This window comes from Tenacibaculum sp. 190524A02b (assembly GCF_964036645.1).
GTDB lineage: Bacteria > Bacteroidota > Bacteroidia > Flavobacteriales > Flavobacteriaceae > Polaribacter > Polaribacter vairaonense.
The window spans coordinates 2,891,153-2,907,500 of the sequence record NZ_OZ038525.1 but is presented as its reverse complement, the minus strand read 5'-3'; the positions used below and the strand labels follow the sequence as shown (position 1 = coordinate 2,907,500).

General features: G+C 30.8%; 14 protein-coding genes and 2 rRNA genes (1 of these 16 only partly in view). 8 read left to right on the top strand and 8 right to left on the bottom strand.

Going from position 1 to position 16,348, the window contains the following annotated elements:
* The 3 genes from ABNT65_RS11895 to ABNT65_RS11885 form a co-directional block, all read left to right on the top strand.
* Window positions 1-257, top strand: a 23S ribosomal RNA gene (locus tag ABNT65_RS11895) (it extends 2,611 nt beyond the left edge of the window).
* 119 nt (window positions 258-376) lie between these two features.
* Window positions 377-485 (top strand): 5S ribosomal RNA (rrf, locus tag ABNT65_RS11890).
* A 682-nt stretch (window positions 486-1,167) separates the two neighbouring features.
* The gene (locus ABNT65_RS11885; RefSeq protein WP_348745932.1) at window positions 1,168-3,588 is read left to right on the top strand and encodes a hybrid sensor histidine kinase/response regulator; all 2,421 of its coding nucleotides are present in this window, start codon (window positions 1,168-1,170) and stop codon (window positions 3,586-3,588) included.
* Here the strand turns inward: ABNT65_RS11885 and ABNT65_RS11880 are convergent.
* From ABNT65_RS11880 to ABNT65_RS11845, 8 genes are all read right to left on the bottom strand, one after another.
* Window positions 3,581-4,912 (bottom strand): sigma-54 dependent transcriptional regulator, encoded by a 1,332-nt coding sequence (locus tag ABNT65_RS11880; protein WP_348738242.1) that lies wholly within the window; start codon window positions 4,910-4,912, stop codon window positions 3,581-3,583. The genes ABNT65_RS11885 and ABNT65_RS11880 overlap by 8 nt on opposite strands.
* A gap of 98 nt (window positions 4,913-5,010) precedes the next feature.
* Window positions 5,011-5,325 (bottom strand): hypothetical protein, encoded by a 315-nt coding sequence (locus ABNT65_RS11875; RefSeq protein WP_348738241.1) that lies wholly within the window; start codon window positions 5,323-5,325, stop codon window positions 5,011-5,013.
* A gap of 333 nt (window positions 5,326-5,658) precedes the next feature.
* Window positions 5,659-6,393: a nitroreductase family protein gene (locus ABNT65_RS11870; RefSeq protein WP_348707106.1), complete on the bottom strand. Its 735-nt coding sequence runs from the start codon at window positions 6,391-6,393 to the stop codon at window positions 5,659-5,661.
* Between the two features lie 36 nt (window positions 6,394-6,429).
* On the bottom strand, window positions 6,430-7,803 hold the full coding sequence (locus ABNT65_RS11865) for an aldehyde dehydrogenase (protein ID WP_348745931.1): 1,374 nt from the start codon (window positions 7,801-7,803) through the stop codon (window positions 6,430-6,432).
* A gap of 5 nt (window positions 7,804-7,808) precedes the next feature.
* The gene (locus ABNT65_RS11860) at window positions 7,809-8,840 is read right to left on the bottom strand and encodes an alkane 1-monooxygenase (protein ID WP_348745930.1); all 1,032 of its coding nucleotides are present in this window, start codon (window positions 8,838-8,840) and stop codon (window positions 7,809-7,811) included.
* 27 nt (window positions 8,841-8,867) lie between these two features.
* Window positions 8,868-9,554, bottom strand: coding sequence for an RluA family pseudouridine synthase (locus ABNT65_RS11855; protein ID WP_348745929.1), 687 nt, complete (start codon window positions 9,552-9,554; stop codon window positions 8,868-8,870).
* A 26-nt stretch (window positions 9,555-9,580) separates the two neighbouring features.
* Window positions 9,581-10,192: a ribosome biogenesis GTP-binding protein YihA/YsxC gene (gene yihA, locus ABNT65_RS11850; protein WP_348707102.1), complete on the bottom strand. Its 612-nt coding sequence runs from the start codon at window positions 10,190-10,192 to the stop codon at window positions 9,581-9,583.
* An 11-nt stretch (window positions 10,193-10,203) separates the two neighbouring features.
* Window positions 10,204-10,968, bottom strand: a complete 765-nt coding sequence (locus ABNT65_RS11845) for an alpha/beta hydrolase (protein WP_348707101.1) — start codon at window positions 10,966-10,968, stop codon at window positions 10,204-10,206.
* A gap of 203 nt (window positions 10,969-11,171) precedes the next feature.
* Here ABNT65_RS11845 and mraZ point away from each other — a divergent pair, with 203 nt between their 5' ends.
* Genes mraZ through ABNT65_RS11820 form a run of 5 tightly spaced genes read left to right on the top strand, consistent with a single transcriptional unit; the run spans window position 11,172 to window position 16,348 of the window.
* Window positions 11,172-11,639: a division/cell wall cluster transcriptional repressor MraZ gene (gene mraZ, locus ABNT65_RS11840; protein ID WP_348745928.1), complete on the top strand. Its 468-nt coding sequence runs from the start codon at window positions 11,172-11,174 to the stop codon at window positions 11,637-11,639.
* A complete protein-coding gene (gene rsmH, locus ABNT65_RS11835; protein WP_348738234.1) occupies window positions 11,626-12,522 on the top strand; it encodes a 16S rRNA (cytosine(1402)-N(4))-methyltransferase RsmH in 897 nt (298 codons plus the stop codon). The genes mraZ and rsmH overlap by 14 nt, the downstream gene beginning before the upstream one ends.
* Window positions 12,523-12,529: 7 nt before the next feature.
* Window positions 12,530-12,853 (top strand): FtsL-like putative cell division protein, encoded by a 324-nt coding sequence (locus ABNT65_RS11830; RefSeq protein ID WP_348745927.1) that lies wholly within the window; start codon window positions 12,530-12,532, stop codon window positions 12,851-12,853.
* A 15-nt stretch (window positions 12,854-12,868) separates the two neighbouring features.
* Window positions 12,869-14,881, top strand: coding sequence for a penicillin-binding protein (locus tag ABNT65_RS11825; RefSeq protein WP_348738232.1), 2,013 nt, complete (start codon window positions 12,869-12,871; stop codon window positions 14,879-14,881).
* Window positions 14,882-16,348, top strand: a complete 1,467-nt coding sequence (locus ABNT65_RS11820) for a UDP-N-acetylmuramoyl-L-alanyl-D-glutamate--2,6-diaminopimelate ligase (RefSeq protein WP_348745926.1) — start codon at window positions 14,882-14,884, stop codon at window positions 16,346-16,348.

Genomic DNA, 16,348 nt, shown 5'->3' with positions numbered 1-16,348 from the left:
AGAAATTTGAGTGGATCTGACTTTAGTACGAGAGGACCGAGTTGGACTGACCTCTAGTGTATCTGTTGTCTCGCCAGGGGCACTGCAGAGTAGCTACGTCGGGAAGGGATAAGCGCTGAAAGCATATAAGCGCGAAACCCACCACAAGATGAGATTTCTTTAAAGGGTCGTGGAAGATCACCACGTTGATAGGCTATAGGTGTAAGTGCAGTAATGTATGTAGCCGAGTAGTACTAATAACCCATAGGCTTATGTACGTACTTCCCCTCCTTGTGAGGGGAAGCAAACTCTTTACTAAACAATATCTAATTCTATAAAACGAATCAATCATTTTACCATATGTTAACTTATACAGTTGAAATAAACTGAAACGATTTAAGGTGATTATTGCAATGGGGCTCACCTCTTACCATTCCGAACAGAGAAGTTAAGCCCATTAGCGCCGATGGTACTGCCAATGGTGGGAGAGTAGGTCGTTGCCTTTCTTTTTTAAAAGCTCTTAGTTGAAAAACTAAGAGCTTTTTTTATACACTAAAGTTTCTATAAATTAATAAAGCTTACTTTATTTATTCTTTTAATTATTCATCAAATTTAAATTCATAAATGCAATATGTATTTTTGTTTAGTAGTTTTTAAAGGAGAATATACTGTCTAATTATTCATACCTTATAAGACTAAGTTTATGTCTTTTTAAAAGCTTCTATAATGGCTTTAATCGCTAGAAATTATAGCATGTTTTATTATTTAGGTGGCTACTATTACTATGTTTGCTTACTTTGTTATCATTTTTGTGTAGAATCTTTACATAATTGTAATAGTGTTTTCTATTATTGTAAATAAATTTCACTTTTTTGTATACTTTTTTAACTTAATTGTAGTGATATTTACTGTTTTTGTAAATGTGTTATACATTTTTGTATTCATAGTTAACTTAATTGTAATTGAACTTACTGTTTTTGTATCATTTGGTACTAGATGTATTTTGCCTTTTTATTGATAGAAGAGTGATGATGTTTGTTAGTACGAATTAAAAATGCAGGATATAAATTCTTTTTTAGCTTATTTATCATTTTAAAAAACAATTCAATTTATTTGTTAGGGCACTTCAAAATTTAGTTGTTATAAAAACGTTTTTTGACTAAAAGAACTTGTAAATACTTAATTTTTATGAAGGTTTCAAAGAATAAAATAGCATTCAAAGTTTTATTTGGGTATACAATTTTAGGAGTTTTAGCTATTATTTCTGGCTTATTAATATTTGCTGAAGTTAAAAGATTTGTTAAGGTTCATGAAGAAAGAGTTTTAGATGATGAAAGAATAATACATACAGGAAGTTTAATAGCTAGTATTTATGAAAATGAGAATTTAGGGAGAGCCGCTATTCAATTAAATTCGAGAAGAAAGTTTAATGAATATGTTGTAGAGAATAAGAAAATATTGTTGAATATTGATTCTTTAAGTCTCTCTATAAAAGATAGCTTGCAAAAAAATATTTTGGATACTATAAGATTAGTGCTAATAAATAAGAGAAAAAATATAAAGAGTTTAAAAAAATTGACACGTTGGAATGCATCTGAAAAATCTATTAACGAAGCAATTAATAAGTTAAGTTCAATTAACTCACTTTTTGATAAAATTTCGATAAAAAATCTTGTTGAAAATTCACAGTTTTTAGATTACAAAACAAGAAATGAATTAGAAGAGTACTTTCGTTTAGTTAATAAATTTAATGACGTTGAGAAGTCAACAAGGAGTAAAGATGAAAAGCAAATAGATTCATTGGTATCCGTTTCAAAAAATATACTTCAAAAAGCTAAAATAGATAATACTAATAAAAAGAGATCTTTGCTATTAAAGGAAAGAGAATTAATAGAAAATGATCTAACAATTTCTAAAAAGTTGAGGGAGATAATAAGTGTTTTAGAAAATAATGTTGTTACTTATACTAATAGAATGCACTTACAACGTAGAAGAATATTGAATAGGAGTAAGAATATTATTTTTTTAGGAAGTGGGTTTAGCTTTATAATTGTTGTTTTCTTTTCATTTATAATACTCAACGATTTTTGGAAGAGTCAGCACTTTCGTGTTGAATTAGAAAATGCAAATGAGAAGACATCATCGCTTTTAAAAAGTAGAGAACAACTAATTTCTATGGTAGGTCATGATTTAAGAACGCCTTTGAGTACTGTTATTGGATATAGTGAATTATTACAAAATGCTACTGTAAATACTAAAGAGAAAAATTATATAACACATATACAAAATGCTTCTGTATATATGAGGAGACTAGTAGGAGATTTATTAGAGCTTTCTAAATTAGAAAATGGAGAAATAAGCATTGAATCTGTACCTTTTGATTTAGAAAAACTTTTAAATGAAGTTGTAGTTAAAGCAAAAGATTTAATAAGTAATAAGCCTATTACTATAGTATTTATACATGATAAAACTATTAATACTAATATTATAAGTGATCCATTTAGGCTAAAACAAATCCTTTATAATTTGGTTACAAATGCTTGTAAGTTTACAGAAAAGGGGACAGTTACATTAAAAAGTAATTTAGTGAATACTAAAGAAGGAAAAAAATTAAAAATAGAGGTAATTGATACAGGTGTTGGTATTAGTGAAAGTGAGCAAAAAAGAGTTTTTAAAGCATTTACACAAGTAGGAACTAATATAGATGGAGAAAAAGGGTTTGGTTTAGGACTAACTATTTCTAACATATTAGCAAGGTTGTTAGGTGGGGCTTTAACTTTAAAAAGTAGTTTAGGAAAAGGGAGTAGTTTTATTTTAAGTATTCCAGTAAATTTATCTAATAGATCTTTGAAAGAAAAGAGAAGATCGAATGTTGAAAGTGTTGCTTATAATTTAAGGGCTATTGTAGTAGAAGATGATATAGTTATGGGAAAGCTTTTAAAACAACTTTTAAATAGCTTAGGAATAGAAGTTTTTCTTTTTAGTAATGCACAAGCTGCTTTAGAAAGTATTAGTGGTATTTTATACGATTTTGTTTTAACAGATATACAACTTCCAAGAATGAACGGAGTACATTTTATGGAAGTTTTAAAAAAAGAAGACTTTTATAATGGACAGCCAGTTATAGCAATGACGGGAAGAGCTAGTTTAGTAAAGAGTGAGTATATTAAAAATGGATTTTCTGAAGTGTTGTTTAAACCATTTCATCCTGATGAATTGGAGCAAATTATTCAGCATTTTTTTTATGAAATAATAAAAATGAAAGGAGAAAAATTAAATGGGTATAAAGCAAAAGGTTTTGATATTTCTTCTTTAGAAACGTTTTTAAACTATGATGAATTAGCTGTGAAAAATACATTGACTTTGTTTTTAAAAGATTCGAAAAATAATTTTTTAAAGTTAGAAAAGGCAAAGAATAATAATGACTTATCTAATTTTAAAGCTATAAATCATAAAATGTTACCTATGTTTAGGCAACTAAATGTAATTAAAATTGTGTTGTTTATGGAGAAGTTTGAAATAGCTAAAAAGGTAAATGACTCTCTTTTTTTAGATTTTAAAAAAGAATTAGACATTTTTATTTTTGAGTTAGAAAGTTATCTTAGTTAAGATTGTATTCTTTTATTTTGTTATATAATGTTTTTCTTGTAATACTTAATAGTTTAGCAGCTTTAGTTTTGTTGTGTCCTACTTCTTGTAAGGCTTTTATAATAAGTGTTTTTTCATTTTCTTTAGTTGAAAACTTATGCGAAGTAGCATTTTGATTAACTGTTCTTTCTAGTTCTTCAGGTAATGTTTTTTTTTCTATAATTTTAGTTTGTGATAGTAAAGCTGCTCTTTTAATGACATTTGATAATTCTCTTAAATTACCAGGCCAGTGGTAAGATTGAAATAAAGCAAGGACTTCTTTTGAAAAACCAATGATAGATTTATTGAGTTGTTGATTGGCTTTATTTAGGAAAAAGTCTGCATATAAGATTAAATCATCAGTTCTTTCTCTTAAGCTAGGTGTTTTTATTGAAAATTCATTTAGTCTATGGAATAAATCTTCTCGGAATTTACCTTTTTCAACAGCTGTTAATAAATTTTCATTGGTAGCAGTGATTAAACGAATGTCTACTATAACTTCTTCACTGCTACCTATAGGTTTTATTTTTCGTTCTTGTAAAGCACGTAAAAGCTGTATTTGATTTTCATAATTTAAATTTCCAATTTCATCCAAAAAAAGTGTGCCACCGTTGGCATTTTCAAAATACCCTATTTTATTATTTGAGGCTCCAGTAAAAGCTCCTTTTTTATGTCCGAAAAATTCACTTGAGGCAATTTCTTTAGGTATAGCACCGCAATCTACCGCTATAAAAGGGTGATTTTTTCTTGTACTTTGTGAATGAATAGTTTGAGCTATAACTTCTTTGCCTGTGCCACTTTCTCCTGTAATAAGTACTGACATATTAGTAGGTGCTACTAAATCAATATATTCGTATAAAGATTTAGATACATCGCTTATACCTTTTACAAAACTAAATCTGTTTTTAAGGTCTTTACTTTTAGAATTCTTTGCAATTTGGGGATTCTTTTTTTCATCTAAAGCATTTTTTATTACTTCTATAACCTCATCAGGGTTAAAAGGTTTAGAAATATAATCAAAAGCACCTTGTTTCATGGCTTTAACAGCTGTTGTTACTTCAGCATAACCTGTCATTAAAACCACAGGGGTATTATTTGTTTTTTTTATTTGTTTTAGAAAGTCTATTCCATTACCGTCTGGTAATCGCAAGTCTGTAAATACTAAACTATAGGTGCTTTTATTAAGTAAATTTGAGGCGCTTTTTATGGTGTAGCCTATATCTACATTATATTGATGGCGTTCAAGAAAATGTTTTAGCATTTCTGAAAAGGTTATATCATCTTCCACTAATAGGATTTTTTTCATGAAGTAATGAGTTTACGTTTTTTATAAGACAAAAGAGCGTTTTTAATCAAAACGCTCTTTTGGGGATAAAATTGAAGGGAAAACTATTTTATTACTTTTTACTTATTTATTTCTTCTTCATTTAACCATTTTCCATTTTTATCAGCATATACAACTTTTAGCTCTTTTTTTATAATAAGTTCAAGTTTGTATTGTTCTTTTTTATTAATAAAAGCTTTACTTATTGATGCTTGAGGATATTCTTTTTGCAAAGCACTTATTACGGCTTCTGGTAATTTATCAAGGGAGATTTCAATGAAATTTTGACTCTGATTAACGTGAACAATTTTATGTATAGGTAATTTGTTAATATTAGTAGCATAATTAGAAACGGTTCCTGCTAAAATTACAGTAGCTAAAATTACTTTTTTCATGATTTATATTATTTATAGTTATTATTCATTGAAGTATTGAAATAAGTATGCCATTGATAATTATATAAATCGACATTGCTTTAATGTATTGGTATTTAGTTGTTTGTGTTTTTGTTGAAGAAATGAGTAGTGTGTAAAAGGCGTGTAAATAAAGAAAGCGAGTGTGTAAATATTACTCATATAGTATCTAGACTTATTAACTTTTTAGCATATTAAAAAATCTAGGTCTATTATTATAAAGTAAAAGTGTAGGTGTATTTTTGAAGTTAGTAACCTAATTTATATAAAGAGTAGTTAAATACATTAGTAGTTGTAAACTTTATGTTATTCTATTTATACTTCAGTATAAACTTCTTCAAAAGGAATTCTAAAACGCTCACCATATACGCCTTCGGGTTTTCTAATACCACAAGAAACAATCATATTTATTTCAGCAGAGAAAGGTAAACCTAAAACACGCTTTACTCGCCATGTGTCAGAGCCTTCCATAGGACAGGTGTCATAACCTTCAGCAGCCATGGATAACATAAAAGTTTGAGCTGCTAATCCACAAGTTTTATGTGCTACTAAGCGCATGTCGCTATTTTTTACCTCTCGGTAAATTGGTTTGAATAAGCCAATAATAAGAATCATTAAATACTTTAGCCAGCCGAAAATTCCTAATACATCAAAGTAAGTAAAGGGGATTAGTTTTCCATAATAGTTTCTGGCTACTTTTTCTCTTGAAGATTGTTTAGATTTTGGATTGTTTTTACCAAAAACTTTATCCATAAAAGCTAAATTAGCTTTAGCTCTTTTTCTCCATAAATCTTTTCGTACTACAAATACTACTAACTGTTGAGCTGTTTTAGCAGCATTTTGATTGAAACACAAAGGAGTTATCTTTTCAATAGTTTTTTTAGAGGTGATATGGTAAAACTCCCATAGTTGCATATTACTACTAGTAGGTGCTAAGCTAGCTTGTTGAATACATTTTTTTACTATAGAAGAATCTATAGGTTTATCAGCATCGTATATTCTTATAGAACGGCGATAGTTTATAGCATCTGAGACTGTTTTTTCTGACATTGTTTTAATCCTTTAGATAAAGTTTTAAGGGAAAAATTACCCGAATTTCATTAAGGTTTTAAGCTGTTTTAATTTTCCTTTATAAGGAGCATACCTTGTAGGTATATCAAGCCAAGTACCTCTATTTACTACTCCTTTTTTATGTGAAAAAGTATCAAAGGTTTGTTTACCATGATAACCACCTATACCACTTTCTCCTACGCCTCCAAAAGGCAATCTATGATTTGCAAAATGAACAGTAGTATCATTTATAGTACCGCCACCAAAAGAATAACGACTGATTATTTTTTTAGCAAAATTATTTTTTTTGGTAAAAACATAAAGAGCAAGCGGTTTATCATATTTAGATAAAATAGTTTCAATATCAGATTCTTGATTGTAAGTAAGTAAAGGAAAGATAGGCCCAAATATTTCTCCTTTCATTACTTCACTATTCAAACTAGGTTCATCAATTAAAGTAGGAGCTATGTAATTATCTTCTTTGTTTGTTTCGCCACCAATAATACAGTTCTCATTAATTAACATTTGTGCTAACCTGTCAAAGTTTTTGGAGTTAACAATACGAGGGAAATCAGTAGATTCTTGTGGGTTTTCACCATAAGCTCTAAAAATTTCCTCTTTAAAGTATGTAATAAACTTGTTTTTAATAGATTTATGAACTACTAAGTAATCTGGAGCTATACAAGTTTGTCCTCCATTTATAAATTTCCCCCATACTAATCGTCTAGCAGCTAATTTGAGGTTTGCTGTTTCTTCAATAATACAAGGACTTTTTCCTCCGAGTTCTAAAGTAACAGGTGTTAAATGTTCAGCAGCAGCTTTGGCAACTATTTTTCCTACAGGAACACTTCCAGTAAAAAAGATATAGTCCCAACGTTGAGCAAGAAGTTCTTGAGCAACAGGAACCCCACCTTCAATAACAGCTATATGTTTGCTATCAAAAACGGTTTCAATTATTTCTTTGATAACAGTACTCGTATTTGGTGTTAGTTCAGAAGGTTTTAAGACAACTGTGTTACCTGCAGCTATGGCACCAATTAGAGGTGATAAAGCTAACTGATATGGATAGTTCCAAGGAGCTATGATTAATACAGTACCATAAGGCTCTTTGTAAATTTTTGCTGATGAAGGAAAATTTAAAATAGAAGGTAAAACACGCTTAGGTTTACTCCAAGAATCAATATTACTAATAGCTAATTTTAATTCAGATAATACAATTGCTGTTTCTGTCATTACAGCCTCATATTCTGATTTTCTAAAATCTTTATATAGCGCATTAATAATATCCTGCTCTCTTTTTATAAGTTCTTTTTGTAGGTGTTTTAAGTTTTTTTTTCTGAATGAAATATCTTTTGTTTGTTGTGTGTTAAAGTAGTTTTTTTGACTTTGAATAAGTTGTGAAATTTGCATTCTATTTATAGTTCTTGTAGTTTTTTATTCATTATTGAAAACCATAGAGGTGGAAGTAATGCAATTAACATCATTCCAGGGTAACCAGTGGGCATTTGTGGACTTTCTGGTAATGATTTTAGTAGTTGATAATGTTTGCTTCCATTGTAATGGTGATCTGAGTGTCTTGATAAGTTAAATAGCATTATTTTTCCAATAACATGATCTGAGTTCCATGAATGTGTTCTTTTTACTCTTTCATATCTACCACGTTCGTTTTTTTTACGTAAGAGTCCGTAATGTTCTATATAATTTACAGTTTCTAGTAATAATATTCCTATAACAGAGGAAATGATAAAAGAAACAAATGAAGAAAACCCGAAAAAGTATAAGATACTACCTAGTAATACTAAATTACATAAGGTGTATATAACCATTCTGTTTTGGTAATGTAGCCAAGTTCTGTTTGTGTTTTTTAATCGTTTATTTTCTAATTGCCAAGCTTGATAGTAGCTTTGGAAATGTGAACGAAACCAAAATAGATAGACAATTTCATTTTTTCTAGCTGTAGCTGCGTCATTTGGGGTTGCAACATTAAAATGGTGTCCTGCATTATGGTAAGGTAAAAAATGAGTGTTCAAGGAGGTAAGCAATAATAGTTCGCCTAAAAATTCATCCAATCTATTGTTACGATGACCTAATTCATGACCAACATTAATTCCTATAACGCCGCACATTAACCCCATGGCAAAAATTTTTCCTAAAGTATTTATAGAGAAAATCTCAGTGTTTTGCATCAAAAATATAAACCAAATTAAAAAAAATAGCTGAATTGGAACAGTAGAATATAAGATATAGGAATATAGCTTATTTCCTTTTTCCTTTATTTCTTCTTCTTTACTAAAATTTCTTTTGTCAGGTTTAAAAAGAAACTCAAATAATGGAACAAAACCAAAAAAAGTTATTAAAGGTAAAAATGTAAGCCACCCTGAATGTGTAAATGATACACACACGGTAATAGGTAAGATTAAAATAGATACGTATTTAAGGGCTTTCATTGGAAGAAATTTCCCTAAATATACGAATTACAGACAAGCATCCCAAATAGGGTCAATAGGAGGTGGTGAGGTGATAGAAATTAACTCCTTACTAACTGGGTGTGTAAATTTAATTTTTCTTGCATGTAAATGAATACTACCATCTTTATTACTTCTATTAAAACCATATTTTAAATCTCCTTTAATAATACAACCAATATGAGATAATTGTGTGCGTATTTGATGGTGCCTTCCTGTTTCTAAATCAATTTCTAATAAGGTGTAATTGTCTAATTTTTTTATGGTTTTATAGTGAAGAACGGCTTGTTTACTACCTTGAATTTCTTTTTTGTGAACAAATGATTTGTTGTTTTTAGGATTCTTTTTCAAGAAATTTATCAAAGTGTCTTGTTTTTTAGGGGGAGTATTTTTTACTATTGCCCAATATGTTTTTTTTATGGTTTTATCTCTAAGCATTTTATTTAAACGTTCTAATGCTTTTGAGGTTCGGGCATAAATCACAATACCAGAAGTAGGACGATCTAAACGATGAACCGTTCCTAAAAATACATTGCCAGGCTTATTATATTTATCTTTAATGTACTCTTTTACAATATCACTTAATGGTTTATCTCCAGTTTTATCACCTTGGGTAATATCGCCTGCTCTTTTATTAATAATTATTAAGTGATTATCTTCATGTAAAACTTGAAGATTTTCTTTTGTTGAGTGCATACCGTTATTTTGAGCAAATAGTAACTTTATTTAAAATTTTCAGCAACATCTTGATTTATTTGCTGAACAAAACTTAAAAACTCATCTCTACCAAAACCTGTTGAAGAAGACGTAATAAAAGAGGTAGGTAATGTTTCCCAAGTATTTAAAAGTTTCTTCTTGTAAGAGGTAATTTGTTTGTTAAGTTTAGAACTACCCAACTTATCAGCTTTCGTGAAAACAATACAAAAAGGAATTTGATTTTCACCCAAGAAGCGCATAAAGTCCAAATCAATTTTTTGAGGATCATGACGGCTGTCAATTAAAACAAAAGTACACACCAATTGTTCGCGCTCTCTAAAGTAGTTTTCAATAAAGTATTGAAAAATAGTTCGTTTCTTTTTGGAAACCTTAGCATATCCATATCCTGGTAAATCTACTAAAAACCATTCATTATTGATTTTAAAGTGGTTAATAAGCTGAGTCTTTCCCGGTTTTCCTGATGTTTTAGCTAAATCTTTACGCTCCATCAACATATTAATTAATGATGATTTCCCAACGTTTGAGCGTCCAATAAATGCATACTCAGGAATCCTGTCTTTTGGACATTTAGTAACATTTGTGTTACTCATCACAAATTCAGCTGATTTAATTTTCATGGAATGAAAGTTTATAAATTACGGTTAGTTAACCATTGTTCTAAAACATTATTAAATTCCTCTGGTGTTTCCATCATCGCAGCATGTCCACATTTATCAATCCAGTATAAATCTGAATCTGGTAACAACTTATGGAAATCTTCAGCAACTTCAGGTGGAGTAACGGTATCCTGTTTTCCCCATATCAAACATGTAGGTTGTTGCATGTTAGGCAAGTCTTTAGCCATATTATGACGTACAGCACTTTTAGCAATAGCTAAAGTTCTTACAAGAGAATTTCTGTCATTAATTACGTCATAAACTTGATCTACAAGTTCATCAGTAGCAATCTCAGGATCATAGAAAACATCACGAGTTTTTGTTCTTACAAACTCTTTATCGCCTCTTCTAGGGTAGTTATTTCCCATAGAGTTTTCATATAAACCAGAGCTACCTGTCAATACTAATGCTGAAATATCTTGAGGATAATGTTTGATATAATATAAAGCTATATGTCCGCCAAGAGAATTACCTAATAATACAACATCTTTTAAACCCTTAAGTTCAATAAACTCATGTAGAAATTTAGCTAGGTTCTTAACGTTTGTTTTTATTAAAGGTAGTGTGTATAAAGGAAGTTCAGGGATAAAAACTTGATATCCTTTTTTTGAGAAATAATCAAAAGTCGCGTCAAAATTACTCAATGCCCCCATGAGCCCGTGTAAAACAATAATTGGTCTGCCTTCTCCAGCTTCTGCGTATGTAAATTTGCCTTCTTTTTTTAAAAATTCAGTCATAAAAAAGTTTGATTTGACTCAACGACAAATGTAGTTTTTTTTTAGCACATTTTCATTTTTATTATTTGCTATATGCTGTTGTAGGTCAATGTGTTTTTAGTCAGTAAGTTAAGTAGAGCGGTAAAACTTATTAACAAAGTGGGGGAAAGTGGTAAAAAGTGGTATTTTTTTTATATTTTTGGTGCAAACTATTAATTTGTTGTGTGATTAACCTAATTGGGACATATGAATGTAAGATGGATGCCAAGGGTAGGCTTATGGTTTCTTCAGCCTACAAGAAGCAGTTGTCTGCTGTTCTTCAAGAGGGGTTTGTGTTGAAAAGGTCTGTTTTTCAGTCTTGCTTAGAGTTATATCCTATGCAGGAATGGAATTTGGTGATGGCGAAAATAAATAAATTGAACCGGTTTGTTAAGAAGAATAATGATTTTATAAGAAGGTTTACTGCTGGGGTGAAGTTGGTAGAGGTTGATGCATCAGGGAGGATATTGGTACCTAAAGACTTATGCCAGTTTGCTGGGTTGAAAAAAGAGATTGTGTTATCGTCTGCAGTAAATATAATAGAGATTTGGGATAAAGAAGAATACGAGAAAATTATTGATGATGCTGTTGTTGATTTTGCGGATTTAGCAGAAGAGGTGATGGGAAATATAGAAGAAGATGAATTATCATAATCCAGTGTTGTTGGAAGAAAGTGTAGATGCGCTTAATATAAAAGAGGATGGAGTGTATGTAGATGTGACCTTTGGTGGTGGCGGACATTCGAGAGAGATTCTCAGTAGGTTGGGAGAGAAAGGGAGATTGTTTGCTTTTGATCAGGATCCTGATGCGCATAGTAATAAGATTGATGATGAAAGGTTTGTGTTGATAGGTGAGAATTTTAGGTTTATATCTAGGTTTTTACGCTTTTATGGTGTGAAGAAGGTGGATGGTGTTTTGGCAGACTTAGGTGTTTCTTCTCATCAATTTGACGCAGCTGAAAGAGGGTTTTCTACAAGGTTTGATGCGGATTTGGATATGAGGATGGATCAAAAGTCTAAGTTAACTGCTTGGGAGGTTGTAAATAAATATGAGGAAAGTCGTTTGGCGGATGTGTTGTATTTATATGGTGAGCTTAGAAATGCAAGAGTGTTGGCAAAAACAATTGTAGCATCAAGAGAAGAAGCAGAGATAAAAACTAGTTTTCAGTTGAAAGAAGTGTTGAGTCGTTTTTTGCCAAAAGCAAAAGAACATAAGATTTTAGCACAAATATTTCAAGCGGTACGCATAGAGGTGAATCAAGAGTTGGAGGTGTTGAAAGAGTTTTTGGAGCAGATGCCAAGTTTGTTAAGTGAAGAAGGTAGGTTAAGTGTGATTTCATATCATTCATTAGAGGATAGATTAGTGAAAAGGTTTATTAGAACAGGTTTGTTTAGTGGTGAGCCAGAAAAGGATTTTTTTGGGAATACCAATGAGCCATTAAAAAAAGTAGGGAAGTTAATAATACCTACAGCTAAAGAGATAAAAGAAAATAATAGGGCTAGAAGTGCTAAATTAAGAGTAGCAACTTTAAAGTAATAAAAGTATGTCAAAGGTTAAGAAAAGTGTATATGATGTTTTACGTGGTAGTTTTCTTACAGATGAGAGTGCTTTTAAAAACTGGAGGATTTTAATATTTGTAGTTGCGCTATTACTTATTATGATTTCTAGTGCTCATCAGGTAGATGCTAAAGTAGTTAAAATAGCAGAGCTTAATAAAGAGAAAAGACGGCTAAGGGCAGAATATGTTGATACGAGTACTACGTTAATGCGGATGAAGTTGGAGAGTAGTATTCGGAAAAAAGTAAAAATAAAAGGGCTTAAACCAGCAAAAAAGCCGCCTAAAAAAATAAAAGTAACCGTTAAATAAAGAATAGAGTAAAAGATGGTAGTAAAAAAAGGCATATTAAATAAACTATATATAGTAGTGATTTTAATGACGCTTTTTTTTGTGGTTATTATTTTTAGAATCTTTAAACTTCAATATATAGAAGGAGAAAAATACAGAAAGTTATCTCTGGAAAAAACGGTTAGAAATGATACTATTTTTGCTAATAGAGGTAATGTTTATGCTTCGGATGGAAATTTATTAGCTACATCAATGTCTAAGTTTACTATTAGGATGGATGTGATGTCAGTAGAATCAGGTGTTTTTGAAAGAGAGATTAGAGCGTTGTCAGAATCATTGTCAGATTTGTTTGGAAAATCGGTTGATTATTATCAAAAAAAATTAAGAAATGCAAGAAAGAGAAAAAACAGGTACTTGTTAATTGCTAGAAGTGTTGGTTATAATGATTATGCCAAAATGAAAACATTTCCAATATTTAATCTAGGTGTTTATAAAGGTGGATTTATAGCAGAACAGCAAACAGTTAGAGTACATCCTATAGGTAAAATAGCAGAAAGAACAATTGGGTATGATGATTATAGAGGAGGAGCTGGTATAGAAGGGGCTTTCGCAAAATATATGCAAGGAGAAAATGGATGGAGATTAAAACAAAAAATAGCGAAAGGGCAATGGAAGCCAATAAATGATGTGAATGAAAAAGAACCAATTGATGGTCATGATATTATAACAACAATTGATGTGAATATTCAAGATATTACACATCATGCTTTATTGAAACAATTAGAATATTTTGAAGCAGATCACGGTTGTGCTGTAGTAATGGAAGTAGAAACCGGTAAAATTAAGGCGATCTCAAATTTAGGAAGAACCTCAAAAGGGAGGTATTATGAGAAGAGGAATTATGCGGTTTGGGAGAGTCATGAGCCAGGCTCAACATTTAAGTTGGCTAGTCTTATGGCGGCTTTAGATGATAAAATGGCAGATACATCTACGGTGGTTGATTGTGAAAGAGGAAAGATATTTATTAATAATAGAAAGGTAGAGGATAGTAGAGCGGGAGGTTATGGGAAAGTGTCTTTGGGAAGAGTCTTTGAGGTGTCGTCTAATGTTGGAATTGTTAAAGTAATAAGAAAGCATTATGACAAAAAACCTCAGAAATTTATAAAGAAATTAAAATCATTTGGATTAGATAAGCAAACAGGGGTTAAAATAAAAGGAGAAGGAAGGCCTTATATTCCTAATCCATCAGAAAAATCATGGAGTCCAATTTCGTTAGAATGGATGGCTTGGGGTTATGGAGTTTCATTAACACCTTTGCAAACTTTAGCTTTTTACAATGCGGTAGCAAATGATGGTAAATTGGTGAGACCATATTTTGTAAAAGAATTAAGAGTAGGTAGTGAAGTGGATAAGAGCTTTGGTACTGAGGTTTTAAAAGAAAGGATAGCTTCACAAACTACCTTGAATAAAGTTCGTAAAGTAATGGAAAATGTGGTGAAAAAAGGAACTGCAAAAAATATTTATTCATCTAATTTTTCAATGGCAGGTAAAACGGGTACTGCTAAAAAATGGATACCTAAGCATAAGGATAGTAAAGGGAAAACTGTTTATGGACATTATTCAAATAAAAAATACGTAGCCTCTTTCGCGGGTTTTTTTCCTGCAGATGAACCAAAATATTCTTGTATTGTGGTAGTTCATGAGCCTAAAAAAGAAAAGGGCTATTATGGAGCGCAGGTAGCAGCACCTATATTTAAAGAAATTGCTCAGAAAATATATACAACTACTCCAATTAATAAGCAGCAAGTTTTAGATACAATTTCTTATGCTAAAATTGATAAGCAATATCAGAACTATTATGAGAAATTAAGGAAATATAAAACGATTATGCCTAAAGTGATAGGGATGAGTGGGATGGATGCGATTGCCTTACTTGAGAATATGGGGTTGAAAGTTGAGTTTATTGGAAAAGGTAAAGTAGTGGAACAATCAGTAGAAAAAGGAATTAAAGTTTCTAAAGGAGCAAAAGTGTATTTAAAACTATCGTAATTGAAAGTATTAAAAGACATATTATATAAGGTTAGTGTAAATTCAATATTAGGAGATACGAATGCTTCTGTAAGTGAAATACATTATGATAGTAGGTTGGTTATTAAAAATAGTCTTTTTGTAGCGCAAAAAGGAGTAACTGTTGATGGACATAATTATATAGAAAAAGCTATTGCTCTAGGTGCTACCGCAATTATTTGTGAAGTATTGCCTGAAGTTAAGCAAGATAATGTGGTTTATATAGAGGTTGATGATTCAGATAAGGCTTTAGCTATTGTAGCAGCAAACTACTATGACAATCCAGCTAATAATTTGAAATTAGTTGGAGTAACCGGTACTAATGGAAAAACCACAATAACCACTTTATTATATAAACTTTTTAAGAATGCAGGTTATAAAGTTGGGTTACTGTCAACTGTAAAAGTAATGGTTGATGAAGATGAATACAAAGCTACACATACAACACCAAACTCATTAGTGATTAATAAGTACTTGTCAAAGATGGTAGCTGTTGGGGTAGAATTTTGTTTTATGGAGGTTAGCTCGCATGGAGTACACCAAAAGAGAACGGAAGGGTTAAACTTTGTAGGAGGTGTGTTTACAAATTTGTCTCATGATCATTTAGATTATCATAACACGTTTGCTGAGTATAGAGATGTGAAAAAAACATTTTTTGACTCTTTGCCTAAAACAGCTTTTGCTTTGGTGAATATAGATGATAAAAATGGACAAATGATGCTTCAGAATACCAAAGCGTCAAAATATACCTATGCATTAAAAACAATAGCAGACTATAAAGCGAAGCTTTTAGAAAAAAGTTTTTCTGGTAGTTTATTAACGGTAAACGGAGTAGAGGTTTGGACAAAACTAATAGGAGGATTTAATGCTTATAATGTATTGGCAATTTATGGAGTTGCTAGTTTGTTGGGGGTTGAAAATATTGAAGTTTTGAGATTGCTTAGTCAATTAGAAAGTGTAAGTGGAAGGTTTCAGTATGAAGTATCAGAAGATGCAGTAACAGCAATTGTAGATTATGCGCATACGCCAGATGCATTGAAAAATGTATTACAGACGATTAATGATATTAGAACAGGAAATGAAAATGTAATAACAGTAGTAGGTTGTGGTGGAGATAGAGATAAAACAAAGCGACCTAAAATGGCACATATAGCCTCACAATTAAGTTCGCAAGCAATTTTTACTTCAGATAACCCAAGAACAGAAAATCCACAACAGATAATAGATGAAATGGAGAAGGGAGTTTCAGGAGAAAACTATAAAAAAACACTGTCTATTTTAGATAGGAGGCAAGCAATAAAAACGGCTTATAAGTTGGCGCAGAAAGGAGATATTATTTTGGTTGCAGGAAAAGGGCATGAAAATTATCAAGAAATAAATGGAGAGCGGATTCATTTTGATGATTTAGAGGAAGTTAAAAGATGTTTTAATCAACTAAAAAAATCATAA